Raw genomic sequence first — 25,391 nt, 5'->3', positions numbered from 1 at the left:
TTCCTTACGGGTAGGGAGCAGGATGGAACCGCTGTGCCTCTCATGGAAAAAGAAAAAAAGCGTAGGGGGCGTAACAACATGGCAAATACGGAATTTTTGCTGGAAATGAACGGTATTACCAAAGAATTTCCCGGCGTTAAGGCGCTGGATGGAGTCAGCATTAAGGTTCGTCCGGGCTCGGTTCATGCACTTATGGGCGAGAACGGGGCAGGCAAGTCCACACTGATGAAATGTCTTTTTGGAATCTATTCACCGGATGCCGGTGAGATCTTCCTGGATGGCCAGAAGGCCTCCATCACAAGTTCGAGCGAAGCACTGAAGCACGGCATCTCGATGATCCATCAGGAGCTGCACCCTGTACCTTTCCGCAGTGTGATGGAGAATATCTGGCTGGGGCGTTTTCCGACCAAGGGCATCGGGCCGCTTCAGTTCATTGACCACAAAAAAATGTTCACAGACACAGAAAACTTATTTAAAGATCTGGATATCGACCTGAATCCCGAAACGCTGGTGGGCAAGCTGTCTGTATCCAAGATCCAATCTATCGAAATCGCGAAGGCGGTCTCTTTTCACTCCCGCGTTATTGTCATGGATGAGCCAACCTCGTCCTTAACGAGCGTGGAAGTGGAGCATTTGTTCCGGATCATCCGGGACCTGCAAAAAAGAGGCGTAGCTATTATCTATATATCTCACAAAATGGAAGAAATCCTGGAGATCTCCGATGAAGTGACGATTATGCGTGATGGTAAAAAGATCGGTACCTGGCCTTCGGCCGAGCTGACCACGGACCTGATTATCTCCAAGATGGTCGGGCGCGATCTGACGAACCGTTTCCCGGAGCGCACCAATGTTCCAGGCAAGGTGTTCATGAAGGTAGAAGGCCTGACCTCACCGGAGCCCAGATCCTTCAAGGATGTCTCCTTCGAATTAAGACGCGGGGAGATTCTGGGGGTCGGCGGTCTGGTCGGCGCACAGCGAACCGAGGTCATGGAAGCGTTGTTTGGACTTCGCGCGGTGAAATCCGGCTCCATCTCGATAGACGGCAAGAAGGTGAAGATTAGCTCTCCGCAGGATGCCAAAAAACACGGGCTGGCCTTGTTGACCGAGGAGCGCCGCGTGACGGGGATTTTCCCGGTGCTGTCTGTGCATGAGAACGGCGCCATCGCCAACCTGGACCGCTACAAGACGCCTTATCTGCTGCTGAACGGCCGCAAGAAGAAGGTTGAAGTCGATAAAATGATTGAAAAGCTGCGCACCAAAACACCAACGACCAAGACGCAGATTATGAACCTCTCCGGCGGGAATCAGCAAAAGGTGCTGCTGGCCAGATGGCTGCTCACTGAGCCTGAGGTGCTGCTGCTCGATGAGCCGACACGCGGAATTGACGTCGGTGCGAAGTTCGAGATCTATACGATCATTGCCGACCTGGCGAAGCAGGGGAAGAGTATCATCATGATCTCCTCGGAAATGCCCGAGCTGCTGGGGATGTCTGACCGTGTCATGGTAATGTCGGAAGGACGGCTGACAGGAATATTAGAAGGTACGCAGGCTACAGAAACCGAAGTGATGCGTCTCGCTGCACAGCATTAATCAGGAGCTACAGCTCACAGGACGGCGAAGGCAATAGGGCTGCTGCAAGGCTGAAGAAGCTCAGCAACGAATGCTTAAACTTCGCGTAACAATTAAGGAGGAACACAATTATGACTATTAAAAGAGCGCAGTCCTTCGTGACTCAAAACGCTATCTACATCGTGCTGGTACTGCTGATCATGGGGATTATCATATACGAGCCAAGCTTCATGTCCATTAACACCTTGCGGGATGTACTGATCCAGTCCTCCACACGCGTTATTATTGCTCTCGGGGTGGCCTTTATCCTGATCACCGCCGGGACCGACTTGTCGGCAGGCCGGGTGGTCGGCTTCACAGCGGTGATCTCAGCTTCCATGCTGCAGATACCCGACTACTCCCGCCGTTTCTTCCCTGATCTGCCGCAGGTGCAGGTCTGGCTGCCGATTCTAATCGCCATTGTGGCCGGTCTGCTCTGCGGGCTCGTCAACGGGATTATTGTCTCCAAGCTGAACGTTCCGCCATTTATCGCCACTCTGGGTACGATGCTGATCGTATACGGCCTGAACTCCCTGTACTTCGATATGGACCCTAACCAATCCCAGCCGATCGGCGGCCTGCGCCGGGACTTCACCGATATCGGCTCCGGCTTCATCGGCAGCGGCCAATATTCCATCCCGTACATCGTACTCATAGCCCTCGGAGTCGCGGCGATCGTCTGGGTGCTGTTCAACAAAACCAAGCTGGGCAAAAACATGTACGCCATCGGCGGCAACATGCAGGCAGCCAAGGTATCCGGGATCAACGTCTCCAAGAACCTGATCTACATCTACGCCATCGCTGGTGCCCTGTACGGTCTGGCCGGTGTGCTTGAAGCTGCAAGAACAGGCGGCGCTACCAACAACTACGGGAACATGTACGAGCTTGACGCCATCGCAGCCTGCGTCGTCGGCGGCGTATCCACCACCGGCGGGATCGGCACCGTACCGGGTGTCCTGGTCGGGGTTATTATCTTCACCCTGATCAACTACGGCCTGACCTTCATCGGCATCAGCCCGTACTACCAGCTGATCATCAAGGGCTTGATCATCATCGCTGCGGTATCGTTTGATATGCGTAAGTATTCTTCGAAGAAGTAGCTTGGGGTTCGGTGATTAGTCGTAACTGCGGGGATTTTGGACTTTCGGCCGCTGCTGTCCCCAGATTTCTTGATTTAAACCGCTAATCGCGGTAGAAATCCGGAGACAAAGGCGGACGCTCCCGCTCCTACAGTTCCAAAATCCCCTCCGATACTCCTATCACCTCACCAAGGGTGGGGTAGGCAGCCAAAGAGCGTTTGCGGTACCCTCGCAAACGTTTTTTGGCTTGTCCCGATTTGTCGCAGCGTTGCTCCAAATCATCTGATTATACGTGCCTGCGGTGGTGAGTATTGGACCTCCAGATGCTACCGCTCCTCCAGCTCTCGAATTCCCTCCGCTACTCGGAACAGGTGATCATGATTTGTTGCAATAAATGCAACTCCGGCGAGCTGGAACAGGGGACTCGGGGGGATTGCTGCACGAATTACAACATTTTCTCTTCTAAGTGGGGTGTGGGCGAGCAAATGCTGCATTTCATACAACAATGTTAGTTTAAAGTCGGTGCAGGGAGTCGAATGTTGCATTTTGGGCAGAATTGTGCAGCTTCCCGTAACTAATTATTAGTTTTTATTCTGTTCCAGAGGCGAAGAGGTTAGCGGTAGACAGCAGCTGTTAGTGCCCAGGTGGCAGACAGTTAGCAGTCAGACGGCGGACAGCGAGTGGCAAGAGGTTAGAAGTCAGGCAGCGGTTAGGTTCGACATGTATGCACATTTACTTATTTATCCAATCCATAGAATAGAGTTTTATACTTTTATCTTTTATAGAGTTTTACTAATCCTTTGCCAGCCCAGCAGAAAGATTAGTCTCATATTTCAAGGGCAGGCACAGCAGCCCTTGTATCCCCGGCACACACCCTCCGAAAGGGTGTGTTTGTGTTGCCCTTAAGGTTCACCAACAGAAAGGCAGCAGTAACGGAGGGGATTTTGGAACTGGAGGAGCGGGAGCGTCCGCCTTTAGGTTTGGATTTCTACCGCGAGCAGCGGTCCGAATCAGGAAATCCAAACTGGGCAGCGGCCGGAAGTCCAAAACTCACCGCAGTTACGACATCGCCTTTCTGTTTTATTAACGTTTTATTACCGCTTTATTATCGCCCAAGCACAGACACACCCTTTCCCCCTCACGTTCATATTCTATAGGCAAAAGCCTTTGTAAAGGAGAAATACAGCATGCTGAGGATTAAGCTGAACGAGCTGGGAAAAGGGAATGACAATGGTCTGATTGTGGCGGAGGTATGGCGGTGGGACGGTATCGGCTGGAATGAGTGTATTCCGCAGCAGGAGGAGGATTTCATCCGGGCGGAAGAGGATTTGTTCGCGACGATCCCGGCAGAGGCGGGCTTATACCGTGTAGACTACTCCAAAAAGCCGCTGGAGGCGCTCATTGTGCTCCCGGATGACGGCGGAGGCCTGCGGGCAGAGCTGCTGCATCCGGCTCCTTTTAACCTTAAGGACGGGACGCTGTGGGGATATATCAACAACGACGGCCGGATTGTGATTGAGCCGAGATATGACTATGCAGAGGAGTTTCAGCAGAATGGCCTGGCGGTGGTGCAGCGGGGAAATGTCAGCGGTCTGATTGACAGCTCCGGGCGGGAGCGGGTCAAACCGGTCTATTCTTTTATTGGTCCTTTTTCCGAGGGGCGGGCCGTGGTGTCGGATGCGAAGGGCTACACTTTTATTGATGAAAAAGGCAAAGAAGTGACGTCCGCGCGCTATGACTATCTGAATTCGCTGCACGAAGGCCGCGCACTGTTCTCCAAGCAGAATACTACCGGAGGGAACTCGCTGTATGGCTATCTGGATGCCCAGGGCAAACAGGTGCTGCCAGCCATCTATCTGGACGCCGGGGATTTCTCGAATGGGACTGCACTAGTCAAAATAGCCGAAGGGGAATATGCGCTGATTGATGTTCATGGCGCGATGCTGCATACGTACAAACATCCTTTTGTCGGGTATCCGGGGGATGGGCTGCTGGCCTTTCAGGCAACGCAGGATGGAAAATACGGTTATCTCCACACGGACGGTACGATTGCTATCCAGCCGCAGTATACGGCAGCATTGCCGTTCTCGGAGGGCCGGGCGGTGATTAACACAGCTGCGGATTACGGCAACGCCTACGGTCTGATCGATAAGCAGGGTAAAATGATTATTCCCGCCGTCTACTATGAGGTGCAGCAGCTGGGAGAGAACCGTGTGGCGCTGGGGACCCCGCTGTATGCGGATCAGCCCTACAGAGGCTCCAGCTATGTTATAGCCGATGCGCTGACCGGACGGATTCTCAGCACCCACCCGCTGCTGGGCGTGAACAATTATCAGCAGGGACTCGCGTCGGTGTACGATGCCAAGGATACGTATTTTATTGATACCAGCGGGAAAAAATCCGCCCAGCCTCCGGTCATCCCTGGCTCAGGGTCACTGTCCTTCAGCGGCAGCCTGATCCGTGCGGATATTGATCTGCGGACCTCCTATTATGACCGTAAAGGCAAGCAGGTCTGGCGTCAAAACGGGGTCATACCGCTCAGACCGCCATACTCTGTGCTGGAGAAGAAATACAAGCCGAACCGGGATTATCTGGTCTATTATCCGGTCGTGGAAGGGATCGCGGTTGCCGAGATCTCGAAGGCAGTAAATGACAAGCTGCGCATCCTGTCGCTCCCATACGGCGCGGGGACGGGTGGAGGCACACAGGATTTCAGCTATACGGGAGATTTCGCCGTATCCTTCTTCCGCAAGAATCTGCTGGTGCTGGAGCTTAGCGGTTATCATTTTCCGTTCGGCGCTGCGCACGGCATGCCTACCCGGATCTACGAGCATATCAACCTGCGCACCGGCAAATTCTACACGCTCAGCGATCTATTCAAGCCCGGCAGCAAATATGTGCAGAAGCTCAGTGACATTGTCGGCAAGCAGATTGCGAATGATCCGCAGTATTCCTATGTTTTCCCTGATACGTATAAAGGTATCACAGCGGATCAGCCCTTTTATGTGGATGCGGAGGCGCTGTATCTGTATTTTGCCCCTTATGAGATTGCTCCTTATTCGGCAGGATTCCCAACCTTCCGCATTCCGTATGCAGAGATTATGGGCCTGATTTCGACCGAAGGGGAGTTCTGGCAGTCTTTTCATTAAAATAAATATTATATCGATTGTACTTTGAAGTTTTCTTATAGGGGTGGGCGTGACTCCAGAGAATGTTTGGTCCTCCGGCCGCTGTTGTCCCCAGATTTCTTAATTTGTACCGCAATTTGCGGTGCAAATCCGGTGACAAAGGCGGACGCTATCGCTCCTACAGTTCCAAAATTTTCCTTCACCACTTCCCCTTTAAGTATTTTCTATGCTCAATCTCTATAGAAGCGCCGATATATAGGGTAGACACAGCCGTCCTGAAAAGGACGGCAATGCTGTTTCATATGCCGCTGCTGGAGGGGACAAGCCTCTTTATCTATAAAATTACAAAATTTAGAAGCGCACAGCTGATAGTTTTGTGTTACAATGACTTAGGAACAGATTACAACTTTGTAACATTTGTGGACCGACACCCCTGGCAGCACGAGATACCACAACAAAGATTAAGGAGATGGCAGAATGAAAAGCAATACTTTGAGAAGAGTGATAGGTGGAAGCGTAGCCGCAGTTATGGCGCTTGGTATTTCTCTTCCATTACAAGCAAACGCAGCAGCAGCCGGTGCCCCTACGGCAGCCGGATCAGATATGAATTTCACACAGCTCATGGAATATTTCACGCAGAACAATTCGAAGACTTTTGTACTGGGTGGTAATACTTACACTGTCACTAAAACCTTTGTATACACAACGCCAGTTGCAGCTTCCCCGGCAGCACAGCCGGTAGCTCCGGCTAAGCCGGTTGTCACAGCTGCACCAGCGGCTACAGCAGCCCCGGCAGCAACAGCTAAGCCAGCACCGGCACCCGTTGCCACTGCAAAACCTGTGGTAACCCCGGCTCCGGCTCCATCTGCAGTTCCTGCGGTTGGTACTAACGCCTCAAGTTACACACAGCAAGTAGTTGCTCTGGTGAACAAAGAGCGCGCTGCAGCTGGACTAGCCCCTGTCTCTGCATTGGACAGCCTGAACAAAGTGGCTGCGGCGAAGGCAGCGGACATGCGCTCGAACAACTATTTCTCACACACTTCTCCAACCTACGGATCACCTTTCGATATGATGTCGGCCTTCGGCATTACGTATAAGGCGGCTGGTGAGAATATCGCTATGGGCCAGAAGACCCCTCAGGAAGTTATGACGGCGTGGATGAACAGTCCGGGTCATAAGGCTAACATCCTGAGCGCGAATTTCAACTATATCGGCGTTGGTTTCGATAATAACTACTGGGTCCAGGAATTTATCGGTAAATAATCCGAAGTATCTCAAAGTAACGTTAACTCCGCCCTCCGGCACTGCCGGGGGGCGTTTTTATGTTTTTTAGGATATGGAAGTAATATTGGTCTTTGCACGATCAGCGCAGCGCTATCGTGCCGCCCTACTGCTTTCACCGTTTAGGTGTGAAGCGGCGGAGGGGATTTTGGAACTGTAGGAGCGAATGCGTCCGCCTTTGTCTTTGGATTTCTACCGCGAGGAGCGGTTTGAATCAGGAAATCCAAAGACAACAGCGGCCGTAAGTCCAAAATCACCGCAGCCGTGCCCCCCACCTAAACTCACCTCTTTCGTTTGCAAATTGTGCAAAGAAGAATTATGTTTATCTACATAGTTAATAATGCTGTGAATAATGGGCTAAGCAGAAGAGTACGGCAGATGGAGGGATAGCATTGAATGATTCCAAATGGACCTGGAGGACAGTGAGCCTGGTGTCCATCCTGGCAACTTTACTGTTGATTACAGGATTTGTGTATGCAGTGGGCGATATCATGAACCCGAAGGGGGAGCAATTCCTCTCCTCCCTTCCGCAGGAGACGGCTGCAAAGGCAGCCGCGGTAAGTGACGAATACAAGATCCTGGCGCTTGGCGATTCTCTGGCCAAAGGGACCGGCGACAACTCTGGGCAGGGCTTTGTTAAGCGGACCGTGGATGCCTTGTCGGCCAATGGAGGAAAGGCAGAATTGCTGGGCAATATGGGCATTAACGGCCTGACCACAGCTGCCTTGCAGAGCAAGCTTCAAGAGGAAGGGGTGCAGTACGCGCTGCGTCAGGCGAATGTGATCCTGATCTCCATTGGCGGGAACGATCTGTTCCGGGGCTCGGATATTCTGGGCACAGGCGGGAGCAGCGGACAAGCAGCCGCTTCAGCGAAGCCTTCGGAGCAAACGGCACCTCAGAGCACAGCCCCTGCGAATAACAAGGTAGAAGGCGTAGCGCCGGTTCCAACCGCATCTGCGGGTGATCTGACCCCGGAATCGCTCCTCTCCGCTCTGCCCGGGGCCGCTAAACGGCTGGGCAGCATACTGGATACAGTTGCAGAAGTGAATCCGCAGGCCCAGGTCTATTACATCGGACTGTATAATCCCTTCGGAGATATCGAGGGGCTGCTAATTCCCGGTAATCAGGCGGTAACGGCGTGGAATAATGCGGCGATGGATATGATCAACAGACATCAGAACATGACGCTGGTCCCGACCTTTGACCTGTTTGACCGCCATTTGGCGAAATACCTGTCGAGCGATCATTTTCACCCGAACGGGGACGGTTATCAGCGGATGAGCGAGCGGATTGTACAAGCAGTTCGTTGATCAAGAGATTATTCGAACAGAAATGACTGTGGCAAGGAGCTGTATAAAATGGCGAGAACTATTCATGAGGCACCGGGGGAAGAAGTCGTCCTGTCCGCCCGGGGTGTCCGCAAAAAAATCGGCCGCAAATGGATTATAGATGATGTCACGTTTGATGTGAAAAAAGGCGAGATTTTCGGCTTTCTCGGTCCGAATGGAGCCGGCAAAACCACAACCATCCGCATGCTGGTGGATCTGATCCGCCCGAGTGAAGGGATGATTACCGTCTGCGGCTACAATGTGAACCGGAATCCGGAAAAAGCGCTGCAATACGTCGGCTCGATCGTCGAGAATCCCGAGGTCTATACGTATCTGACGGGCTGGGAGAACCTGCAGCATTTCGCCCGTATGCAACCCGGAGTAGACGCGCAGCGGATTAACGAGGTCGTTGAAATCGTGCGGCTCGATCAGCGCATTCAGGATAAAGTCAGCACGTATTCGCTCGGGATGCGCCAGCGGCTCGGTATTGCCCAAGCCCTGCTCGGCCGTCCCCGGCTGCTGATTCTCGATGAGCCGACCAACGGCCTTGACCCCAAGGGGATCAAGGAGCTGCGCGAATTCATCCGTAAGCTGGCAGACGAAGGACTGGCGGTCTTTGTGTCCAGTCATTTACTGAGCGAAATTCAGCTGCTGTGCGACCGGGTAGCCATTATCAGTAAAGGCCGCGTACTCGCTGTAGGCGCTGTAGACGAGCTGGTTGCCCGTAACTCACCGTATGTCCTGTGGGAGCTGGAGCCGCTTCAGCGGGCAAGAGACATCATGGCTAGTCGGCCGGATATCGCTCTGCTTCATCTGGACGAGGTTACCCTGGATGACTCGGTCATCGCAGGCATGGGCGTGAATTCCCTGGTTACGGTGATGGACGAGGAGCTGATCCCGGAGATTGTCGCCGTGCTGGTTGCACAAGAGGTGGAAGTCCGGGCTGTGCATAAAATCAACCCTACACTGGAACAGCTATTCTTGAAGCTAACGGAAGGTGAAGCCATTGACTAACCTGCTGCCGCTCATCCGAAATGAGTGTCTGAAGATTATTAAAAAGAAACGTTTCTATGTCATCTTGCTCATCTTGCTCGTGCTGGTCCCAATGTTTACCTATGCACAAATGCGTATAGCCGAACGCAGCCGTGACAAATTTAACTCTGACTGGAGACTGGAGATCCAGCAGCAGATTACCGACAACCAGAACTCACTCGGCAGCGACCGGATACCGGAGGAATGGAAATCGTACCGGCGGATTTTCCTCCAGCAATTACAGTATTATCTGGATCATGATGTGAATCCGAATGAGCCGAGCGGAGTGACGTTCACCCGGGAGTTTGTCAATAATTCCGTCTCTCTGTTTATTCCGCTGCTGATCATGGCGGTTGCTTCCGACCTGGTCTCCGGGGAGCGGACGACAGGCACGATCAAAATGCTGCTGACCCGCCCGGTCAGACGCTGGAAGGTGCTGTTCAGCAAAATGGCGGCGCTGCTGATGTTCGTCTCGCTAATAGTCCTGTCCGTATTCGTAATCAGCTATCTGATCTCGGGGCTGGCTTTTGGCTATAAGGGGTTCAATGTTCCGGTCTTCACAGGCTTCCAGCTAAACGGTGATACTGTGGATATGACTAAGGTTCATGCCGTAGAGCAGTGGAAGTACCTGCTGATGCAGGGCGGTCTGATCTGGTATGTCAGCATCGTAGTGGCCCTGCTGGCCTTCATGGTATCGGTGCTGGTCCGCAGCACGGCAGCGAGCATTGTAGTGATGATGGCTGCGCTGATTGCTGGAACCATCCTGACCAACATGGCTTCCGCCTGGACGGCGGCCAAATATTTATTTATGGTCAACATGGAGCTGACTACTTATTTAGCGGGCACTCCTGCGCCGATTGAGGGCATGACACTGGGCTTTTCGATGGCGGTTCTGGGCATTTGGGGGCTTGCGGCCGTAATCATTTCATTCGCCGTCTTTACGAAACGGGATATTTTGAATTAGAATGTACAAAGTGAACGAAAACGTTTGTTTGCATTTTAGAGAGATAGGAAGACAAGAGAAGGAGGAGCATGAATGCTCGAACAGATCGATATGTTTGCAAAAGTCTCTAAGAACGGCGAAGCAGCCCGGACTGGATACGATGCTGACGACATTCAGGTGCTCGAAGGTCTGGTTGCGGTCCGCAAACGGCCCGGCATGTATATTGGCAGTACGAGTTCCTCGGGTCTGCACCATTTAGTATGGGAAATAGTAGATAATGCCGTAGATGAGCATTTGGCGAAGTTTTGCTCGAAGATTGATATCACCCTCCGCAAAGACGGATCGGTAACCGTGATTGACAACGGACGCGGAATACCAACCGGAATGCACAAGACAGGAGTCCCAACGCCGCAGGTGGTATTCACTATTCTGCATGCAGGCGGCAAATTCGGAGGCTCTGGCTACAAGAAGTCGGGCGGCCTGCACGGTGTCGGGGCTTCGGTAACCAATGCGTTGTCCGAGTGGCTGGAAGTAGAGATCTACCGGGAAGGCAAAATTCACCGCCAGCGCTTTGAATACTGGATCGACAAGAGTGGCAAAGAGCATGTCGGTGAGCCTGTAACCGGTCTTGAGATACTGGGGAATACGAATAAAACCGGTTCGAAGATTACCTTCAAGCCGGATATTCGCGTCTTCTCCGCAGGGATATCGTTTAACTATGATACGCTGGCGGAACGGGTGCAGGAGATTGCCTTCCTGAACTCAGGGCTGCGGATCAATCTGAGCGACGAGCGCAGCGGGCGTCAGGATGAATTCTTTTATGAAGGCGGCGCCAGCCAGTTCGTGCAATTCCTCAATGAAGGCAAGGATGTCCTGCACGATGTGATCCATTTCAGCTCCGAGAAGGACGAGATCGAAGTGGAAATCGCGCTGCAGTATAATGCGGGATATACGGAGACCATTGCTTCATTCGTGAACTCCATACCTACACGCAGCGGGGGGACACACGAGACAGGCTTCAAGACAGCCTATACCCGTGTGCTGAATGATTACGCCCGCCGGACGCAGCTGCTCAAGGAGAAGGACAAGAATCTGGAGGGCAATGATCTGCGCGAAGGCATGATGGCGGTCATCAGCATCAAGATGTCGGATGTGGAATTTGTCGGACAGACGAAGGATCAGCTGGGGAGTGCTTCTGCCCGCAGTGCCGTGGACTTCATTGTCTCGGAGAAAATGGCCCGCTTCCTGGAAGAAAACCCCCAGGTGGCGCAGAGCCTGCTGAAGAAATCGATTCAGGCCTCCAAGGCCCGTGAAGCGGCCCGTAAGGCCCGTGATGAGATCCGCAGCGGCAAGAAACGCAGCGAGAGCTCGAACCTGGGCGGCAAGCTGTCGCCTGCACAGTCCAAGGACGTTACACGTACCGAGATCTTCATCGTGGAGGGCGATTCGGCCGGAGGCTCTGCGAAGCAGGGCCGGGATTCCAAGATTCAGGCGATCCTGCCGCTGAAGGGCAAGCCGATGAACCCGGAGAAGGCCAAACTGCTGGATATCCTGAAGAACGATGAATACAAGGCGATTATTTCGGCAATCGGTGCGGGAATCGGGCCTGATTTTGCCGTGGAGGACAGCAATTATTCCAAAATCATTATTATGACCGATGCCGACACGGACGGAGCGCATATCCAGGTGCTGCTGCTGACCTTCTTCTACCGCTACATGAAGCCTCTGATCGATGCCGGTAAAGTCTATATCGCTCAGCCGCCGCTGTATAAGCTGACGCGTAAATCGGGTAAGCTGGAGACGGTCCGCTATGCCTGGAGCGATGAGGAATTGCAGAATTATCTGAAGGAATTCGGGAAGAATTTCGAGCTGCAGCGGTACAAAGGACTGGGTGAGATGAACCCGGACCAGCTGTGGGAGACCACGATGAATCCCGATTCGCGTACGCTGCTTCAGGTGCAGATCGAGGATGCCGCCAAAGCCGAACGCCGCGTCTCCACTCTGATGGGTGATAAAGTCGATCCGCGCAAGCGCTGGATTGTCGAGAACGTCGACTTCACGGAGATCGTGGAGTAAATGTAAGAGAGTAATGGGAAGTGACGATTACTTCCGCGTTTTTAATTTTTTGATGATTGGTTTACGCGCAGCGGTTGGTTCTTGAATTCAATGGATTGTGAACTATGTTTTGTTAAACTGATACAAGGGAAAGTAACGGAGGGGATTTTGGAACTGTAGGAGCGTCAGCGTCCGCCTTTGTCTCCGGATTTTTACCGCGATCAGCGGTTCTAAATCAGAAAATCTGGAGACAACAGCGGCCGGAAGTCCAAAATCACCGCAGTTACGGTCTTACCTGTTATCAAAATATTGTTTGGTTTTTGAATTTAATAACGCAAGAGCGCAGCGGTTAGATCATCAATCTTTAAAAAAGCGGACAGAATGAGGAACAGAAGGTGAAGAGGATATGAGCAGTTTATCAGAGCAATTTTTGCCGGCTTTTCTGGAAGAGGTCGTCGGTGACCGGTTTGGCCGGTATTCCAAATATATCATTCAGGACCGGGCGATCCCCGATGTGCGCGACGGGCTGAAGCCCGTGCAGCGCCGGATTCTGTATGCCATGTACGATTCCGGCAATACGCCGGATAAGCCATACCGCAAGTCAGCCAAAACCGTCGGTGATGTCATGGGTAACTACCATCCCCACGGGGACTCCTCGATCTACGACGGGATGGTGCGGATGGCACAGCCGTGGAAGATGGGGCATGTGCTGGTAGATGGACATGGCAACTGGGGTTCCATGGATGATGACCCGGCAGCGGCAATGCGTTACACAGAAGCGCGTCTGTCTCCGATTGCCATGGAGATGATGCGCGATATTGAGAAGCGCACCGTTCTGTTCAAGGACAACTTCGATAATACGGCCAAGGAGCCGGTGGTGGTTCCCTCCCGTTATCCGAACCTGCTGGTGAACGGGACCAGCGGGATCTCAGCCGGATTCGCCACGGAGATTCCCCCGCATAACCTGCGGGAAGTCATTGACGCTTGTATTGCTGTCATGCAGAAGCCGGACATTGCACTGGAGGATATCATGACCTTCATCAAAGGGCCGGATTTCCCGACAGGCGGAACCATTATGGGCGGAGACGGCATTATGGATGCTTACCGAAGCGGTAAAGGCCGTATCTATCTGCGTTCCAAGACGGAGATTGAGAACCTGCGCGGCGGGAAGCAGCAGATCGTAATCACCGAGGTGCCTTTCCAGATCGTGAAGTCACGGCTGGTGACCTCCATGGAGAACATCCGTCTGGAGAAAAAAATCGAAGGAATCGCCGAGGTCCGCGATGAGAGCGGCCGTGAGGGCCTGCGCATCGTGGTGGAGCTGAAGAAGGAGGCAGATGCACAAGGCGTCTTAGCCTACCTGCTCAAAAAAACCGACCTCCAAGTCACCTACAACTTCAATATGGTTGCCATAGTTAATAAGGCTCCGCAGCAGCTGGGGCTCAAAGCGATCCTTGAAGCCTACATTGCCCATCAGCGTGAAGTGGTCACCCACCGTACCCGGTTCGATCTGGAACGGGCGGAGGACCGTGCCCATGTCCTGGAGGGACTGGTCAAGGCGCTGAATATTCTGGATGAAGTCATCGCTGCCATCAAGGCTTCGAAGAACCGTCAGGATGCCCAGAATAATCTGGTATGGATGTTTGGCTTCAGCGAACGGCAGGCGGATTCCATCCTTACCTTGCAGCTCTACCGCCTCACTAATCTGGAGATTAACTCCCTTCAGAAGGAACTGGATGAGATGCTGGCCCGGATTGCTGTGCTTCAGGGGATTCTGGATAGCGACAAGAAGCTGATTACCGTTATCCGCAAGGAGCTGCTGGAGATCCGTGACAAATACGGAATCGACCGCCGTTCCCTGATTCAGGGAGAGGTAGAGGAGCTTAAGGTCAACATGGAGGTTCTGGTTAATGCGGAGGATGTGCTGGTTGCACTCTCTGCGGACGGTTATATCAAGCGGACCGGTATGCTGTCATTCACCCGTTCGGGCGGGGAGCGCCACTCTTCAGGTGTGAAGGATGGCGATCATATCGTCAAGCTGCTGGATCTGAATACCCGGGAGAGCCTGCTGGTCTTCACCCGCAAGGGTCAATACTTCCTGCTTCCCGTTCATCAGATTCCAGAGTTCAAATGGAAAGATCCGGGGACGGCCATCGTTAACGTGCTCGGACTGGCGAAGGGAGACGGTGTCGTCAGTGTGCTGCCAGTCGGCAACCTGGAGGATCCGCAGGCAAGTCTGGTCTTCATCACCCGCAAGGGCCAGGTGAAGCGTACAGAGCTTAAGGAGTACTCTACAAGCCGTTCCGGAGCCGTTGCCGCCTGCAAGGTGGCCGAAGGCGATGAGATCATTACAGTCGCGCAGAGCAGGGGTGACAAGGACATCGTGCTGGTTACCCGTGACGGTATGAGCATCCGTTTCCGTGAGAATGAAGTGAATCCTATGGGCCGGGTGGCCACAGGAGTTAGGGGAATACAGCTCCGTGAAGGAGATGAAGTGGTCTCCTGCTTCTGGGTCAGTGAGGATGAAGGCGAGATTCTGGCTATATCCGACATCGGCTATGCCAAGCGTTCCCTGATGGTGGATTATCCTTCCCAGAGCCGCGGAGGCAAAGGGATGCCAACCTTCGAGTTCAAGGAAGGCAAGCGTGTCCGCCCGAATGGCAGCAGGCTGGCAGGCGCATTCTATTGCAAGGAGCCGCTGGAGCTGACCGCTATCACCCAGAGCGGCGTTGTACATTCGTTCTCCTCCGAGTCGGCACCGATTGCTGAGCGCCGTTCTACAGGCAAGCAGCTGGTTGCTGTCGAGAAGAAGGACGAGATCTCTATTCTTTTTCAGGCCGTCAAGTAAGAATATAAGACCGCATGGAATGGTGCGGGCAGCTCAGGATTAACGGGTTGCCTGCGCTTTTAATTTGGGGGCAACAGTTGCAGATAAGATTTTATTTTTCGTCCTTGAAGGATTTGGAATTTTTCTGGCGAAAAAGTTAATATACCGGATAGAGATCCGCAGGAAAGGAAGGAATAAGTGTGCACTCCACTGAATTCAGTAAAATCTGGCATAAGATATTAAAGGACTATAAGCTACATATGGACAGCAAGCTTGCCCCTACACTGACTGATGCCCAGCTAACCGTACTGGAATTGCTGCAGGAGCGTGATGCGATGAAGCCTTCTGATTTGGCCCCTCATCTGGCGACCAGCCCGGCGGCCGTGACGATGCTGCTTGACCGGATGGAGAAGCATAATCTGATTGTTCGTGAACGCGATGCCGCGGACCGCAGAATTGTCTGGGTGAGCATCACCGAGACAGGCCAGCAGGAGACGCTGCGCGGACTGAAGGTCCGCAGTGACTTTTTTGCAGAAGCGCTGGACCCCATTTCCTCCCATAACCAGCAGCTGCTGCTCTACCTTATGGGAAAGATGGCGGTTGCCCCGGCAGTGGACGCCGCAGCTTCGGTACAGTCCGTATAAGCACCAACTGAGAACCTATTCATTTAATAATGTAAAAAAGCAGGCTGTCCGTTAAAGGATAGCCTGCTTTTGAATTTGCGGAGTCCATAGATTCCAGGGATAGGACCGGGGAGGCAGGGAGAGCAGCTCCACTTCCTCTTTGGTCACCGGATGCGGGAACCGGGTGAGAGCGGACCATAAGGCAATCTGCTGTCCCGGTCTGTTCACGGCCGCGCCGTACTTCTGATCTCCATAGAGCGGACAGCCAATGTTGCTGAGCTGAACGCGGATCTGGTGGGAGCGGCCGGTCAGCAGGTCAATCCTCACCAGAGAATAGCCTTCTGCGGTACCGATCACGGTATAATCAAGGATGGCTTGCTTGCCGCCCGGCGTCCCCTCCCGGACAGCCTGGACGGTATTGCTCTTAGGGTCCTTCAGCAGCGTATGCTCCAGCCGGCCCTCTGCGCCCGGAAGCTGACCATGCACCACTGTCAGATACACCTTCTGGAAGGCATGGGTGCGGACACTCGCAGATAGCCGGGAGGCTGCCTTCGAGGTCTTGGCGAAGATCATCGCCCCGCCTACAGGCCGGTCAAGCCGGTGAACCAGTCCCATGAAGACGTTGCCCGGCTTCGCGTAGCGTTCCTTCACATCTTCCTTCAGCAGGGTCAGGAGATCCGGGTCGCCTGTAGCATCCTCCTGAACGGGAATGTTGACCGGCTTAACAATGCCTAGCAGATGGTTGTCCTCATAGAGAATCTCGAACCGGGAGGGGCTGCTGCCGGACTCTCCTGCTGTACCGTTATTCGTTCCGGTCATGGCTTACGCCTCCCAGCGGCCCAGAATTCCGCAAGGCAGATTCATGCCGGAGGCTGTAATCGGCAAGCCGATCTCACCGGAATTCAGCTTGCCGCCATAGCGCTTACCCATGGTCATCGACAGCATGTTGCGCAGTACGGTTGGCGAGATACCGGTCGTGTAGGAGTTAATCAGCATGAATAACGGACGGTCGCTCATTATCTCCATGCAGCTCTCCAGGAAGGGATAGAGACTGGATTCGAGCTTCCACATTTCTCCGCCCGGCCCTCTTCCGTAGGACGGAGGGTCCATAATAATAGCATCGTATTTGCTGCCGCGGCGCTGTTCGCGCTGGACGAATTTGAATACATCATCGGTAATGAAGCGGAGCGGCTTGTCAGCAAGACCGGACAGGGCTACATTCTCCTTGGCCCATTGCACCATTCCTTTGGCCGCATCAACATGCACGACGGAGGCTCCGGCACTTGCTGCCGCAACAGTGGCTCCGCCGGTATATGCGAACAGGTTGAGGACGGAGATCGGGCGGTTAGCCGCTGCGATCTTGTCCATCATCCAGCGCCAGTTGGCCGCCTGCTCCGGGAACAGCCCGGTGTGCTTGAAGTTCGTCGGGCGGAGGTTGAACTTCAGCTTGCCGTAGCTGATTTTCCAGTCCTCCGGTATCGTCTTCTTCATCTCCCACTGTCCGCCTCCGGCGGAGCTGCGGTGATAATGTCCGTGCACATCCCGCCATTTGGCGCTCTCGCTGGCCAGCGGCCAGATGATCTGCGGGTCCGGCCGGCGCAGGATAATATCGCCCCAGCGTTCGAGCTTCTCCCCGCCCCCGGTATCGATCACTTCATAGTCTTTCCAATCACTGGCTATATACATTATTAATCCATCCTTCAAAAAGTCATTTAGCCTTTATTGTACAACATTTAAGCCCGCAGCTACAAACAAAATGGTTGCAAAGCTGCGACTATTCCCAGTGTAGCCAACAAGCAGCAGGCGTATAATATTACCAGGAAATGCAGGACAGATCCGTTTACAAGATAATCATTCGATAAGCAGAGCGCTTATTCCATCGAAAAGCTGGCGTTCTGGCGCTTCGTACAGGGATTGTGTATGATCTGAATACAAGGTTACAGCAAGGGAAGGAGGCTGCACTCAGTTGTATAATCTTTCGGCGCTGTATCATCCGATTACAGCCAATCCGGCCGGGGGCGGCGAGTATCTGCCGGGCAGGCTGCTTCAGCCGTATATCCGCTGCTTCTGGGAATCAGGAGCACAGCCCCCGCCGCCGCAGCGGACGGAGACCGTTATACCTGACAGTTGCATGGATATTATATGGGAATGGGATGAGCGGACAGGGGAGTCGGGCGGTATTTTTTGCGGGATTAATGACAGTCCGTTCGAGACAGGACAAGCAGCACAGCCTATGTCGGCGCAGCGTTTCGCTATCCGGTTTCATTTCTGGGCTGTTCATCTCTTCGCAGACGAGCCGCTGACAGAGGTACTGAATGTGCATGTTCCGGTAGAGCATTATTTCCGGACCTTCCGTAAGGAACTGGGAGACAGGCTCCAGCATATCCGTACAATGACTGAGCGCATTGCTGCTGCTGAAGTCTTCCTTCTGCGTAGACTGGAACGGGGAAATCGGAGCAGTGACGGGATGATGAACGCGGTTCATAGGCTGCTTACTTCACGCGGGATCATGACGGCAGGGGCACTGGAGAGCAGCTCGGGCTTAAGCAGCCGCCAGCTTGAACGGCTGTTCCGGCAGCATATAGGTCTTCCGCCCAAAAAAGTGGCCGATCTGATCCGCTTCCAGAATGTCTGGCTGGATCTGTACCGTTCTGAGCAGACCCAAGGTGTAATGCAGGATCTAGTGTTCACCTACGGGTACAGCCATCAGTCGCATTTGATCAACAACTTCAAGAAATTCGCAGGCAAGACCCCGCTGGATGCGCTGAGCCATGCCCGGAGCTGATGTCGCTTTTTTGCAATACAAGCCATGCAGGCAGAAGTACAATGAGCATAGAACGGCTGACACCAGCCCGATCACATCACAAGCAATGAAGGGAAGGATATCATTATGATCACAACATTTGACGGCATCAATCTGTACAGTAAAGACCCCGCAGCTCTGGTAGCATTCTACTCGGAGGTACTCGGCATTCCTGTTCCATTCGAGGGCTATGGAGAAGCTGGCGGGGCCAAAATTGCGATAGACGCCAGCCAGCCCGGCATCATTATATGGAACGCTGACAAGTGGGAGAACCTTACTACCGGAACCGTTAATTTGGTATTCTCCTGCGGGAGTCTGGATGAAACGTACGAGCAGCTGAAGGCGAAAGGACTGGATTGCCAGCCTCCGGCAACCATGGAGTACGGCGGTAAAGAGATGAATTTCCGTGATCCCGACGGCAACGCAATTACCTTGCTGGAAGGCGGGTATTAATCGTTCCACACTTCATATGACAATAGCAATAATGAGCAGCGTCAGCTCCGGGCAGCAGTTATGTCCTGAGCTGGCGCTGTTTGTGTTGTGCGGGAAGGATGACCAGGATAAGAGCAGAAGCGCTTTTTAATTGTTGACAATGATAATCATTATCAAATAGAATGAGATTAGCACAGCGTGAAGTAAGCAAGACGAGGTTGGCTTAGGAGACCGGATATAGAGAATAATTTCATTTGTACCTTGGGAGGATTAAAGTCATGGCTAAAGTGCTAGTGGCATATGCCAGCTTAACTGGCAATACGGAGGAAATCGCTGAACTGATCGTGGAAGGAATACGCGCGGCAGGCGGAGAGGCGGTACTGAAATCGGTCACCGACTGTAATGCGGATGAGATAAAAGCTTATGAGGCTGTACTGCTGGGAGCATACACATGGGGAGACGGCGAGCTGCCGGATGAATTCCTGGATTTCTATGAAGAGCTGGATGGGCTTGATCTTAGCGCCTGTAAGGCGGCGGCCTTCGGAAGCGGAGATACCGGGTACGAGATCTACTGCGGAGCGGTGGATCAGATTGAAGAGAAGCTGAAGGAGCGCGGAGCCGAGATTGTGCAGCCCAGCCTGAAGATTGAATACGGTCCGAATGCAGCGGAGAAAGAGGCTTGCCGCACCTACGGGCGCCAGTTCATCGAGACCTGCGCGGCGGTCTCTTAAGGATGGGCGCGGCGGCAGGAGACTTCACAGGAACGAAGCCGGATACTGAAGCTGGCCGGTATAGACGCCTGAATGATTACCGCATGGAGCACATCATGCTGGGCGGGGCCGAGGTGGCCGGCAGCGGAGCTCCTGCTACCGGCCTTCCCCGCTGGAGACAGCAGGTTCAATATGCAGTCGGACATACGCTTAATGACTTCTACAGTCTCCGGCCCGAGGTGCGCCGGGAGACGCCGGTCCAGTTTCTGCTGGAGCGCCGCTGGCCGCCGAAGGGCAACGCTTTTCCTTCCCTAATGCAATACTGGGATGTCAAGCAGGCAGTGGCCGATGAGTTGATGCGGATTGTCACGGGCAGTTTCGCCCGGGAGATTCCGGTGATGCGTTTCGAGCAGTGGCATGTTCCTGTCCGGGAGCTTGAGATTGAGCTGGCGGTGATTTTTCAGCTGGCCTGGAATTCGGAGCTTACGGGACGCAGTCTGAATATCCAGAAATTCATGGTACACGCTGACCAGCAGGTGATTACCGGATTTCTGCATATGGCGAATGTATTCTGCCATAAGGCTTACGGGAAGCCGGCGGAGACGATCGCCATCTACTCGCTGCTGGATGGCCGCAGGCAGCTGTATGACGGGGCAGACATGCCCCTGCAGGAATCGCTGGATTATGTGCGCTTGCTGTCTGTCTTCCTGGAGCGGGAAGAGCAGGCAGCAGGCTGCGTGAAATGCAGCAACCGCCGCAGTGACCGGGATGAAGCCCAGGTGCGGGGCTATGGACTGATGTAGAAGCAGACGCTGAAATGAAGACGACACAAAAAGCATCTCCTTCCGGGTCATTTGACCGTGAGGGGATGCTTTTTGCTTGTTTAGGAATTGTATGCGAAAAACAGCATACATTGTGCTCGCGCGCAGGTATATGGGCCCAATGTATGCTTCTTGAAATAATCGCTGCGAGGCTAACTGTTTAAAGGAAAGGTGTAATAATCCTGCTGGTTAAGCACGACGAATCCGCAGCTCTCATAGAGCTTCAGCGCATTCGGGTTATCCAGCGCAACCTCCAGATTCACTCCGTTATAATTCCGCTGCTCCCGCTCGATGGTCTGCTGGAGGGCACTCCGGCCGATGCCGAGACCGCGCAGCTTTTTGTCCACCACAAATCCGTAGATCCAGGTCTCGTTGTCCTCGGACCACAGGCGCATTTTCCCGGCGGGCTGGCCGCTTAGCTCAATGATAATGTGCTCCTGTGAGCCTTCCTGTTCATTTAGCTCATACATTTCAGCGGCGTCCTCTTCGGTCATCTGGAATCCGTCGCAGTCGAAGGCGATGAGCAGAGGCGTCTCCTCAGGGCGAGCAGGCCGGAGCAGCACATTGCCGGAGGCTGAACTGACCTCTGAGGCTCTGACTTTGCTGCCCTTACCCTCCCATTTCATCTGAAACTCCGAATGGCTGAGGGCAACCGGCAAGGTCTTCAGATAGGCATTGCCTGAAGCCGAAGCCGCAGGGGTGTTCAGCAGCAGTGTCTTCACTTTGTCCTGCCGGATGATGGTCTCTGCCTGCTTCCAGAGGGAGCTGAAGATCCCCCGGCGGCGGTAGCCCGGCCGGACCATACCGCAGACCTCCATATCACCGCTGATCCCGTACAGGCCGATGAATCCGGTCAGCACATCATTGTCATAGGTCACCAGGTATTGCGCACCGCCTGCTTCTCCGGGATGCCGAAGCATGTCCCAGTTCAGCTTCAAGGCAATGCCCTCATATTGCTCGCAGCGCCGCTGCAGCTCTTCAATCTGTGTCAGTGTATCTGTATTCGTCAAACGATCTTCCTCCTATTTGAGCACATCCTTGTATTCCGTGTGCTTCTCGAATTGATGGGCCGCATACGGGCACACCGGTACAATCTTGACATTCTGCTCACGGGCCAGGTCTACAACCGCCCGAACAAGCTTCTCTCCCGCACCCTGGCCGCGCAGATCTTCGGAGACAAAGGTATGATCAATCACCAAATTCCCTGTGTTCTCTTCGGTTCTGTATGTAATCTCGGCCAGGTCTTTTCCGTCACCAGCGATATAGAAACGTCCTTCTCCCTTAGGAATCAGTTCCATGTATCTTCACTCCATTCAGGATATAGTGCTTTTATTTTACTACCCTGTGCTGCAAAAAGCGAGAAAGGAGAAGAGCGGCACCGGAGGCCATTTTTAGTCTGTTATTTAGCATAATCATTTTTAAATATGGATTGGATTTGAAAAATACCCTATTTTGACTTGTTTATTTCCCGGTGCTATACTGATTCCATAGCAGGCAAATATGGTTAATAAGAGACTGATTAGACATAAGGGCTAATTGGTCTTGTTTTTTATTGCAGCTATGCTGACACTACTTGGCGTACGCCGCCCCCGGGCGATTTGCCCGGCTTTACGAACGAAGGGCGTAGCGCTCAAAAAACTATTAGGAGGAAATATCATGAATACCACAGTACGCTTGACTGAAAGATCCGGATCGAATTCTTCCCAGCGCAGTAAAGGTTTTGTACCGGTTGTAGTATACGGTGCAGGTTCAGATACCCAGTCCTTCTCAGCAGATGCCAAAACACTTAATGATATTCTCGGCAAAAACCCGCGTGCCATCCTGAAGGTCGAATTCCCGGGCTCCGGCTCGAAGAATGCAGTTATTCAGGAAGTGCAGCGCCAGCCGTTATCCCGTACACTGCTTCATGTAGATTTGCAGCAGATTGATATGAAGGCGGAGCTGGATACCAAGGTAGCCTTCAACTTCACCGGTGACCCTGCCGGCGTCAAGAGCGGCGGCGTGCAGCAGATCGAGCTGTATGAGCTGGACATCCGTACCCTGCCGGACAAGCTGGAAGCTTCCTTTGATGTAGATATTAGCAGCCTGGAGATCGGTGATCAATTGCTGGTATCCGATCTGCCGAAGCATGAAGGCTGGGAGATTCTTACCCCTGAAGATACGTTGATTGTACGGATCTCGCCTCCGCTCGTGATGGAAGAGCCGGCTGATGAAGCTGCTGTCGCTCCAGCCGAGGGAGCAGCCGAAGCTGAGAAGTCTGAAGAATAAGACTTTTCTGGCTGCAGCCATCGAATCGCTATAAGCAGAGCACTCCGCAGATAGCCTGAGATAACGGCTGTATGGAGAGTCATAGTCTTTGATCAACCAGGAGCAGACATATCCTTAGCAGGGAATGGTCTGCTCCTTTTTGCAGAACGCGATCTGGTACATCCTGGAATTACATATGAGAGAGTAGGAGAGTGCATTCATGAATCCTAATATAATCAAGCTGGTAAGCGGCTCCAATGCGAAGCTGGACGAGGCTTCCACCCAGGCAACCGTGAAGATATCCTGCAGCAGTTCTCCGGCTATTCTGGATATCAGCTGCTTCATGGTGGGCGAGAACGGGAAGGTACCGTCCGATGATTTCTTTATCTTTTATAATCAGCCGGCTGACCCCAAGCACACGGTCGTATTCAATTCTATTGATAAATACAGCGGGGAGTTCGCAATTGATCTAAGTGCGCTTAGCGCCTCGGGCATCGATAAATGTGTCTTCGCGGCTACGCTGGACGGCCCCGGAACCTTCGCCGATGTCAGAGGTTGCAGGATCAGCGCGGCAGGGAAGGACACGGAGCTGGTGTATGAGATTGTGGAAGGCAATGCCGAGACCTCGCTCGTGCTGGCAGAGCTGTACCGCCACGGCGGGGGCTTCAAGCTGCGCGCGGTCGGACGGGGCTTCCATGGCGGACTGAAGCCGCTGGCGGAAGCGCACGGGGTTGAGGTAGAAGACGAGGCGCCGGATAACGGCAGCGGAGCAGAGGCTGGGCCGGTATCAGGCCATACCGAAGCAGCGGCTACATACAGCGGACCCCCTAAGGATGCAGTCCAGGAGGAGGCTCCCCGGCCAGCACTGAATTTGACGAAGATTGATCTTCTGAAGCAGCAGGTTGGAATTTCACTGCGCAAGAAGAATCTCGACCAGGAGAAGGCAAGGGTGGCCGTGGTGTTCGATGCATCTGGCTCTATGGCGCAATTATATGCGAAGGGAGTCGTGCAGCGGGCTTTTGAACGGGTGCTGGCTGTGGCGGCTAAGATGGATGATGACGGGATGCTGGATGTCTGGTTCTTCGCCACCAAGAGTAAGAGAATGCCGAGCGTGAATGAACACGGCTATGAGGATTATGTGAAGCGGACCTATCCGGGACCGAAGATGTTCGGGGGACTGGGCATCGGGAACAACGAGCCGGTGGTTATGGCGGATCTGATCAAGAAATATACGAAGGAGGAGCCGGGCGACCTGCCGGTCTATGTGGTGTTCTTCAGCGACGGGGGCATCTATGAGACGCCCAAAATATCGAAGCTGCTGATCCAGAGCTCGAAGCATAATATCTTCTGGCAGTTTGTAGGGCTGGGCAATGCCGATTATGGCGTACTCCGTGAGCTTGATGATCTGCAGGGCCGTTATGTGGATAATGCCGACTTCTTCGCGCTGGATGATCTGGACGAGGTGAGCGATGAGGACCTGTATGACCGGCTGTTCAACGAGTACCCGAAATGGCTGCGGGAAGCGCGGCAGAAGGGCGTTGTGCGTTCTTAGAATGGAGTATAGAGGGCAGATCCGAAGCCGGGGAAGGGCTGGGGTCTGCCCTGTTTTTTAAAAATATAAGTATTTATATGTTTCACACGATAAGTTATCCTTCTATTTCTCGCTGAAACGGTACCGTCCTTTAAAAGGACGGCTATGCCGTTTCTACTTGTGCATGAGTGGAGAGGAGAAGTCGCCTTTGAACAGGAGGGGGCAGTTTCAGGCTGCTTGTTAGTTTACAACGTAACAGTGTTATGTTACGATAGATGCAAGGAGTGGTGATATGGAAGAGGATTTAATCTCCAAAAAAGAGCTGCTCGATGAGACGGGAATCTCTTACGGGCAATTGTACCGCTGGAAGCGGAAGCAGCTGATTCCTGAGGAATGGTTCATCCGCAAATCTACCTTTACGGGACAGGAAACCTTTTTTCCGCGTGCGCGGATTTTGGGGCGGGTGCAGCATATTTTACAAAAGAAGGATGATCTCTCCCTGGATGAATTGGCAGATAAGCTGTCAGAGCCGGCATCCCCGTACAGAATAAGGTTAACCGTATCCCAGCTAAAAGAACGTAACATTGTTACGGTTAGCAGTCTGGAGCGGTTCGGTAGACCGGAGGCTGAGGATTTACCGTTGACCTTCGAGCAGATTCTGAATGTATTCGCGGCAGATGGTCTGCTCAGCAAGGGGGAGCTAAGCTGGGAGGAAGCAGACCGGCTCTATCAGACGCTGGAGAGTCATGCGCCGGGATACGGGGAGAAGGGGTGGGAGCTGTTTTTTGTGCGGAAGATGGGGGTTAGCTTCTTCATTATGGCATTGCCGGGCGCGGGGTTGGCCTTCGATGAGGGGGTACGGGTGGTGAGCAGGCTTCGTTCTGCCGATCTGGCGGAACTACTGAATGGGCGCTTGAGTGAAGGCGGCTTATAGAGCAAGGAA

At 53.3% G+C, this 25,391-nt stretch carries 21 protein-coding genes; 17 read left to right on the top strand and 4 right to left on the bottom strand.

From position 1 onward, the window contains the following. Positions 1-78: 78 nt before the first annotated feature. The 10 genes from NYE24_RS07990 to NYE24_RS07945 all read left to right on the top strand — a co-directional run bounded on the left by NYE24_RS07990 (position 79) and on the right by NYE24_RS07945 (position 15,925). Complete coding sequence (locus tag NYE24_RS07990) at positions 79-1,590, top strand: sugar ABC transporter ATP-binding protein (RefSeq protein WP_342478441.1); 1,512 nt, start codon at positions 79-81, stop codon at positions 1,588-1,590. Positions 1,591-1,700: 110 nt separating this feature from the next. After that, positions 1,701-2,708: a galactose/methyl galactoside ABC transporter permease MglC gene (gene mglC, locus NYE24_RS07985; RefSeq protein WP_036700737.1), complete on the top strand. Its 1,008-nt coding sequence runs from the start codon at positions 1,701-1,703 to the stop codon at positions 2,706-2,708. A 1,166-nt stretch (positions 2,709-3,874) separates the two neighbouring features. Further along, positions 3,875-5,836, top strand: a complete 1,962-nt coding sequence (locus NYE24_RS07980) for a WG repeat-containing protein (protein ID WP_341025832.1) — start codon at positions 3,875-3,877, stop codon at positions 5,834-5,836. A 456-nt stretch (positions 5,837-6,292) separates the two neighbouring features. Then, a complete protein-coding gene (locus tag NYE24_RS07975) occupies positions 6,293-7,078 on the top strand; it encodes a CAP domain-containing protein (RefSeq protein WP_342478440.1) in 786 nt (261 codons plus the stop codon). Between the two features lie 410 nt (positions 7,079-7,488). After that, positions 7,489-8,406, top strand: a complete 918-nt coding sequence (locus NYE24_RS07970; RefSeq protein WP_051494024.1) for a GDSL-type esterase/lipase family protein — start codon at positions 7,489-7,491, stop codon at positions 8,404-8,406. Between the two features lie 48 nt (positions 8,407-8,454). After that, positions 8,455-9,438: an ABC transporter ATP-binding protein gene (locus tag NYE24_RS07965; protein ID WP_036700740.1), complete on the top strand. Its 984-nt coding sequence runs from the start codon at positions 8,455-8,457 to the stop codon at positions 9,436-9,438. Beyond that, positions 9,431-10,420: an ABC transporter permease gene (locus tag NYE24_RS07960; protein WP_036700746.1), complete on the top strand. Its 990-nt coding sequence runs from the start codon at positions 9,431-9,433 to the stop codon at positions 10,418-10,420. The genes NYE24_RS07965 and NYE24_RS07960 overlap by 8 nt, the downstream gene beginning before the upstream one ends. 72 nt (positions 10,421-10,492) lie before the next feature. Further along, positions 10,493-12,475, top strand: a complete 1,983-nt coding sequence (gene parE / locus NYE24_RS07955) for a DNA topoisomerase IV subunit B (RefSeq protein ID WP_342478439.1) — start codon at positions 10,493-10,495, stop codon at positions 12,473-12,475. Between the two features lie 385 nt (positions 12,476-12,860). Then, positions 12,861-15,302, top strand: coding sequence for a DNA gyrase subunit A (gene gyrA, locus NYE24_RS07950; protein WP_036700755.1), 2,442 nt, complete (start codon positions 12,861-12,863; stop codon positions 15,300-15,302). A gap of 179 nt (positions 15,303-15,481) precedes the next feature. Next, positions 15,482-15,925 (top strand): MarR family transcriptional regulator, encoded by a 444-nt coding sequence (locus NYE24_RS07945; protein ID WP_036700758.1) that lies wholly within the window; start codon positions 15,482-15,484, stop codon positions 15,923-15,925. A gap of 51 nt (positions 15,926-15,976) precedes the next feature. Here NYE24_RS07945 and NYE24_RS07940 read toward each other — a convergent pair whose 3' ends face one another. Together NYE24_RS07940 and NYE24_RS07935 are read right to left on the bottom strand one after the other, a co-directional pair. Then, entirely contained in the window at positions 15,977-16,723 is a 747-nt protein-coding gene (locus tag NYE24_RS07940; protein WP_036700760.1) for an RluA family pseudouridine synthase, read from the bottom strand. Positions 16,724-16,726: 3 nt separating this feature from the next. Continuing rightward, positions 16,727-17,590, bottom strand: a complete 864-nt coding sequence (locus tag NYE24_RS07935) for a class I SAM-dependent methyltransferase (protein WP_036700763.1) — start codon at positions 17,588-17,590, stop codon at positions 16,727-16,729. 280 nt (positions 17,591-17,870) lie between these two features. Between NYE24_RS07935 and NYE24_RS07930 the strand changes: the two genes are divergently transcribed. The 4 genes from NYE24_RS07930 to NYE24_RS07915 all read left to right on the top strand — a co-directional run bounded on the left by NYE24_RS07930 (position 17,871) and on the right by NYE24_RS07915 (position 20,652). After that, the gene (locus NYE24_RS07930; RefSeq protein ID WP_342478438.1) at positions 17,871-18,689 is read left to right on the top strand and encodes a helix-turn-helix domain-containing protein; all 819 of its coding nucleotides are present in this window, start codon (positions 17,871-17,873) and stop codon (positions 18,687-18,689) included. A gap of 105 nt (positions 18,690-18,794) precedes the next feature. Continuing rightward, positions 18,795-19,160: a VOC family protein gene (locus NYE24_RS07925; protein WP_036700766.1), complete on the top strand. Its 366-nt coding sequence runs from the start codon at positions 18,795-18,797 to the stop codon at positions 19,158-19,160. Positions 19,161-19,417: 257 nt separating this feature from the next. Then, positions 19,418-19,870: a flavodoxin gene (locus NYE24_RS07920; protein ID WP_036700768.1), complete on the top strand. Its 453-nt coding sequence runs from the start codon at positions 19,418-19,420 to the stop codon at positions 19,868-19,870. After that, positions 19,819-20,652, top strand: a complete 834-nt coding sequence (locus NYE24_RS07915) for a hypothetical protein (RefSeq protein WP_342478437.1) — start codon at positions 19,819-19,821, stop codon at positions 20,650-20,652. Before NYE24_RS07920 ends, NYE24_RS07915 begins: the two co-directional genes overlap by 52 nt. Positions 20,653-20,822: 170 nt before the next feature. Here NYE24_RS07915 and NYE24_RS07910 read toward each other — a convergent pair whose 3' ends face one another. Together NYE24_RS07910 and NYE24_RS07905 are read right to left on the bottom strand one after the other, a co-directional pair. Then, complete coding sequence (locus tag NYE24_RS07910; protein WP_076156761.1) at positions 20,823-21,680, bottom strand: GNAT family N-acetyltransferase; 858 nt, start codon at positions 21,678-21,680, stop codon at positions 20,823-20,825. Between the two features lie 12 nt (positions 21,681-21,692). Further along, positions 21,693-21,968: a GNAT family N-acetyltransferase gene (locus NYE24_RS07905; protein ID WP_342478436.1), complete on the bottom strand. Its 276-nt coding sequence runs from the start codon at positions 21,966-21,968 to the stop codon at positions 21,693-21,695. Between the two features lie 358 nt (positions 21,969-22,326). Between NYE24_RS07905 and NYE24_RS07900 the strand changes: the two genes are divergently transcribed. The 3 genes from NYE24_RS07900 (at position 22,327) to NYE24_RS07890 (ending at position 25,382) form a co-directional block, all read left to right on the top strand. Continuing rightward, positions 22,327-22,938, top strand: coding sequence for a 50S ribosomal protein L25 (locus NYE24_RS07900; RefSeq protein ID WP_342478435.1), 612 nt, complete (start codon positions 22,327-22,329; stop codon positions 22,936-22,938). Positions 22,939-23,137: 199 nt separating this feature from the next. Continuing rightward, positions 23,138-24,469 carry a VWA domain-containing protein gene (locus NYE24_RS07895; RefSeq protein WP_036700776.1) on the top strand — a complete coding sequence of 444 codons (1,332 nt, stop codon included), beginning with the start codon at positions 23,138-23,140 and terminating at the stop codon, positions 24,467-24,469. Positions 24,470-24,740: 271 nt separating this feature from the next. Beyond that, positions 24,741-25,382 carry a DUF4004 family protein gene (locus NYE24_RS07890; protein ID WP_036700777.1) on the top strand — a complete coding sequence of 214 codons (642 nt, stop codon included), beginning with the start codon at positions 24,741-24,743 and terminating at the stop codon, positions 25,380-25,382. Positions 25,383-25,391: the final 9 nt, after the last annotated feature.

Source organism: Paenibacillus sp. FSL H7-0350 (assembly GCF_038593195.1).
Lineage (GTDB): Bacteria > Bacillota > Bacilli > Paenibacillales > Paenibacillaceae > Paenibacillus_AQ.
This window is presented reverse-complemented; position numbering and strand designations above follow the sequence as displayed.

Coding starts and splice junctions, on each gene's coding strand:
- NYE24_RS07990 (WP_342478441.1), top strand. CDS start 79: ATGGCAAATACGGAATTTTTGCTGGAAATGAACGGTATTACCAAAGAA.
- mglC (WP_036700737.1), top strand. CDS start 1,701: ATGACTATTAAAAGAGCGCAGTCCTTCGTGACTCAAAACGCTATCTAC.
- NYE24_RS07980 (WP_341025832.1), top strand. CDS start 3,875: ATGCTGAGGATTAAGCTGAACGAGCTGGGAAAAGGGAATGACAATGGT.
- NYE24_RS07975 (WP_342478440.1), top strand. CDS start 6,293: ATGAAAAGCAATACTTTGAGAAGAGTGATAGGTGGAAGCGTAGCCGCA.
- NYE24_RS07965 (WP_036700740.1), top strand. CDS start 8,455: ATGGCGAGAACTATTCATGAGGCACCGGGGGAAGAAGTCGTCCTGTCC.
- parE (WP_342478439.1), top strand. CDS start 10,493: ATGCTCGAACAGATCGATATGTTTGCAAAAGTCTCTAAGAACGGCGAA.
- gyrA (WP_036700755.1), top strand. CDS start 12,861: ATGAGCAGTTTATCAGAGCAATTTTTGCCGGCTTTTCTGGAAGAGGTC.
- NYE24_RS07940 (WP_036700760.1), bottom strand. CDS start 16,723: ATGACCGGAACGAATAACGGTACAGCAGGAGAGTCCGGCAGCAGCCCC.
- NYE24_RS07935 (WP_036700763.1), bottom strand. CDS start 17,590: ATGTATATAGCCAGTGATTGGAAAGACTATGAAGTGATCGATACCGGG.
- NYE24_RS07925 (WP_036700766.1), top strand. CDS start 18,795: ATGATCACAACATTTGACGGCATCAATCTGTACAGTAAAGACCCCGCA.
- NYE24_RS07920 (WP_036700768.1), top strand. CDS start 19,418: ATGGCTAAAGTGCTAGTGGCATATGCCAGCTTAACTGGCAATACGGAG.
- NYE24_RS07905 (WP_342478436.1), bottom strand. CDS start 21,968: ATGGAACTGATTCCTAAGGGAGAAGGACGTTTCTATATCGCTGGTGAC.
- NYE24_RS07900 (WP_342478435.1), top strand. CDS start 22,327: ATGAATACCACAGTACGCTTGACTGAAAGATCCGGATCGAATTCTTCC.
- NYE24_RS07895 (WP_036700776.1), top strand. CDS start 23,138: ATGAATCCTAATATAATCAAGCTGGTAAGCGGCTCCAATGCGAAGCTG.
- NYE24_RS07890 (WP_036700777.1), top strand. CDS start 24,741: ATGGAAGAGGATTTAATCTCCAAAAAAGAGCTGCTCGATGAGACGGGA.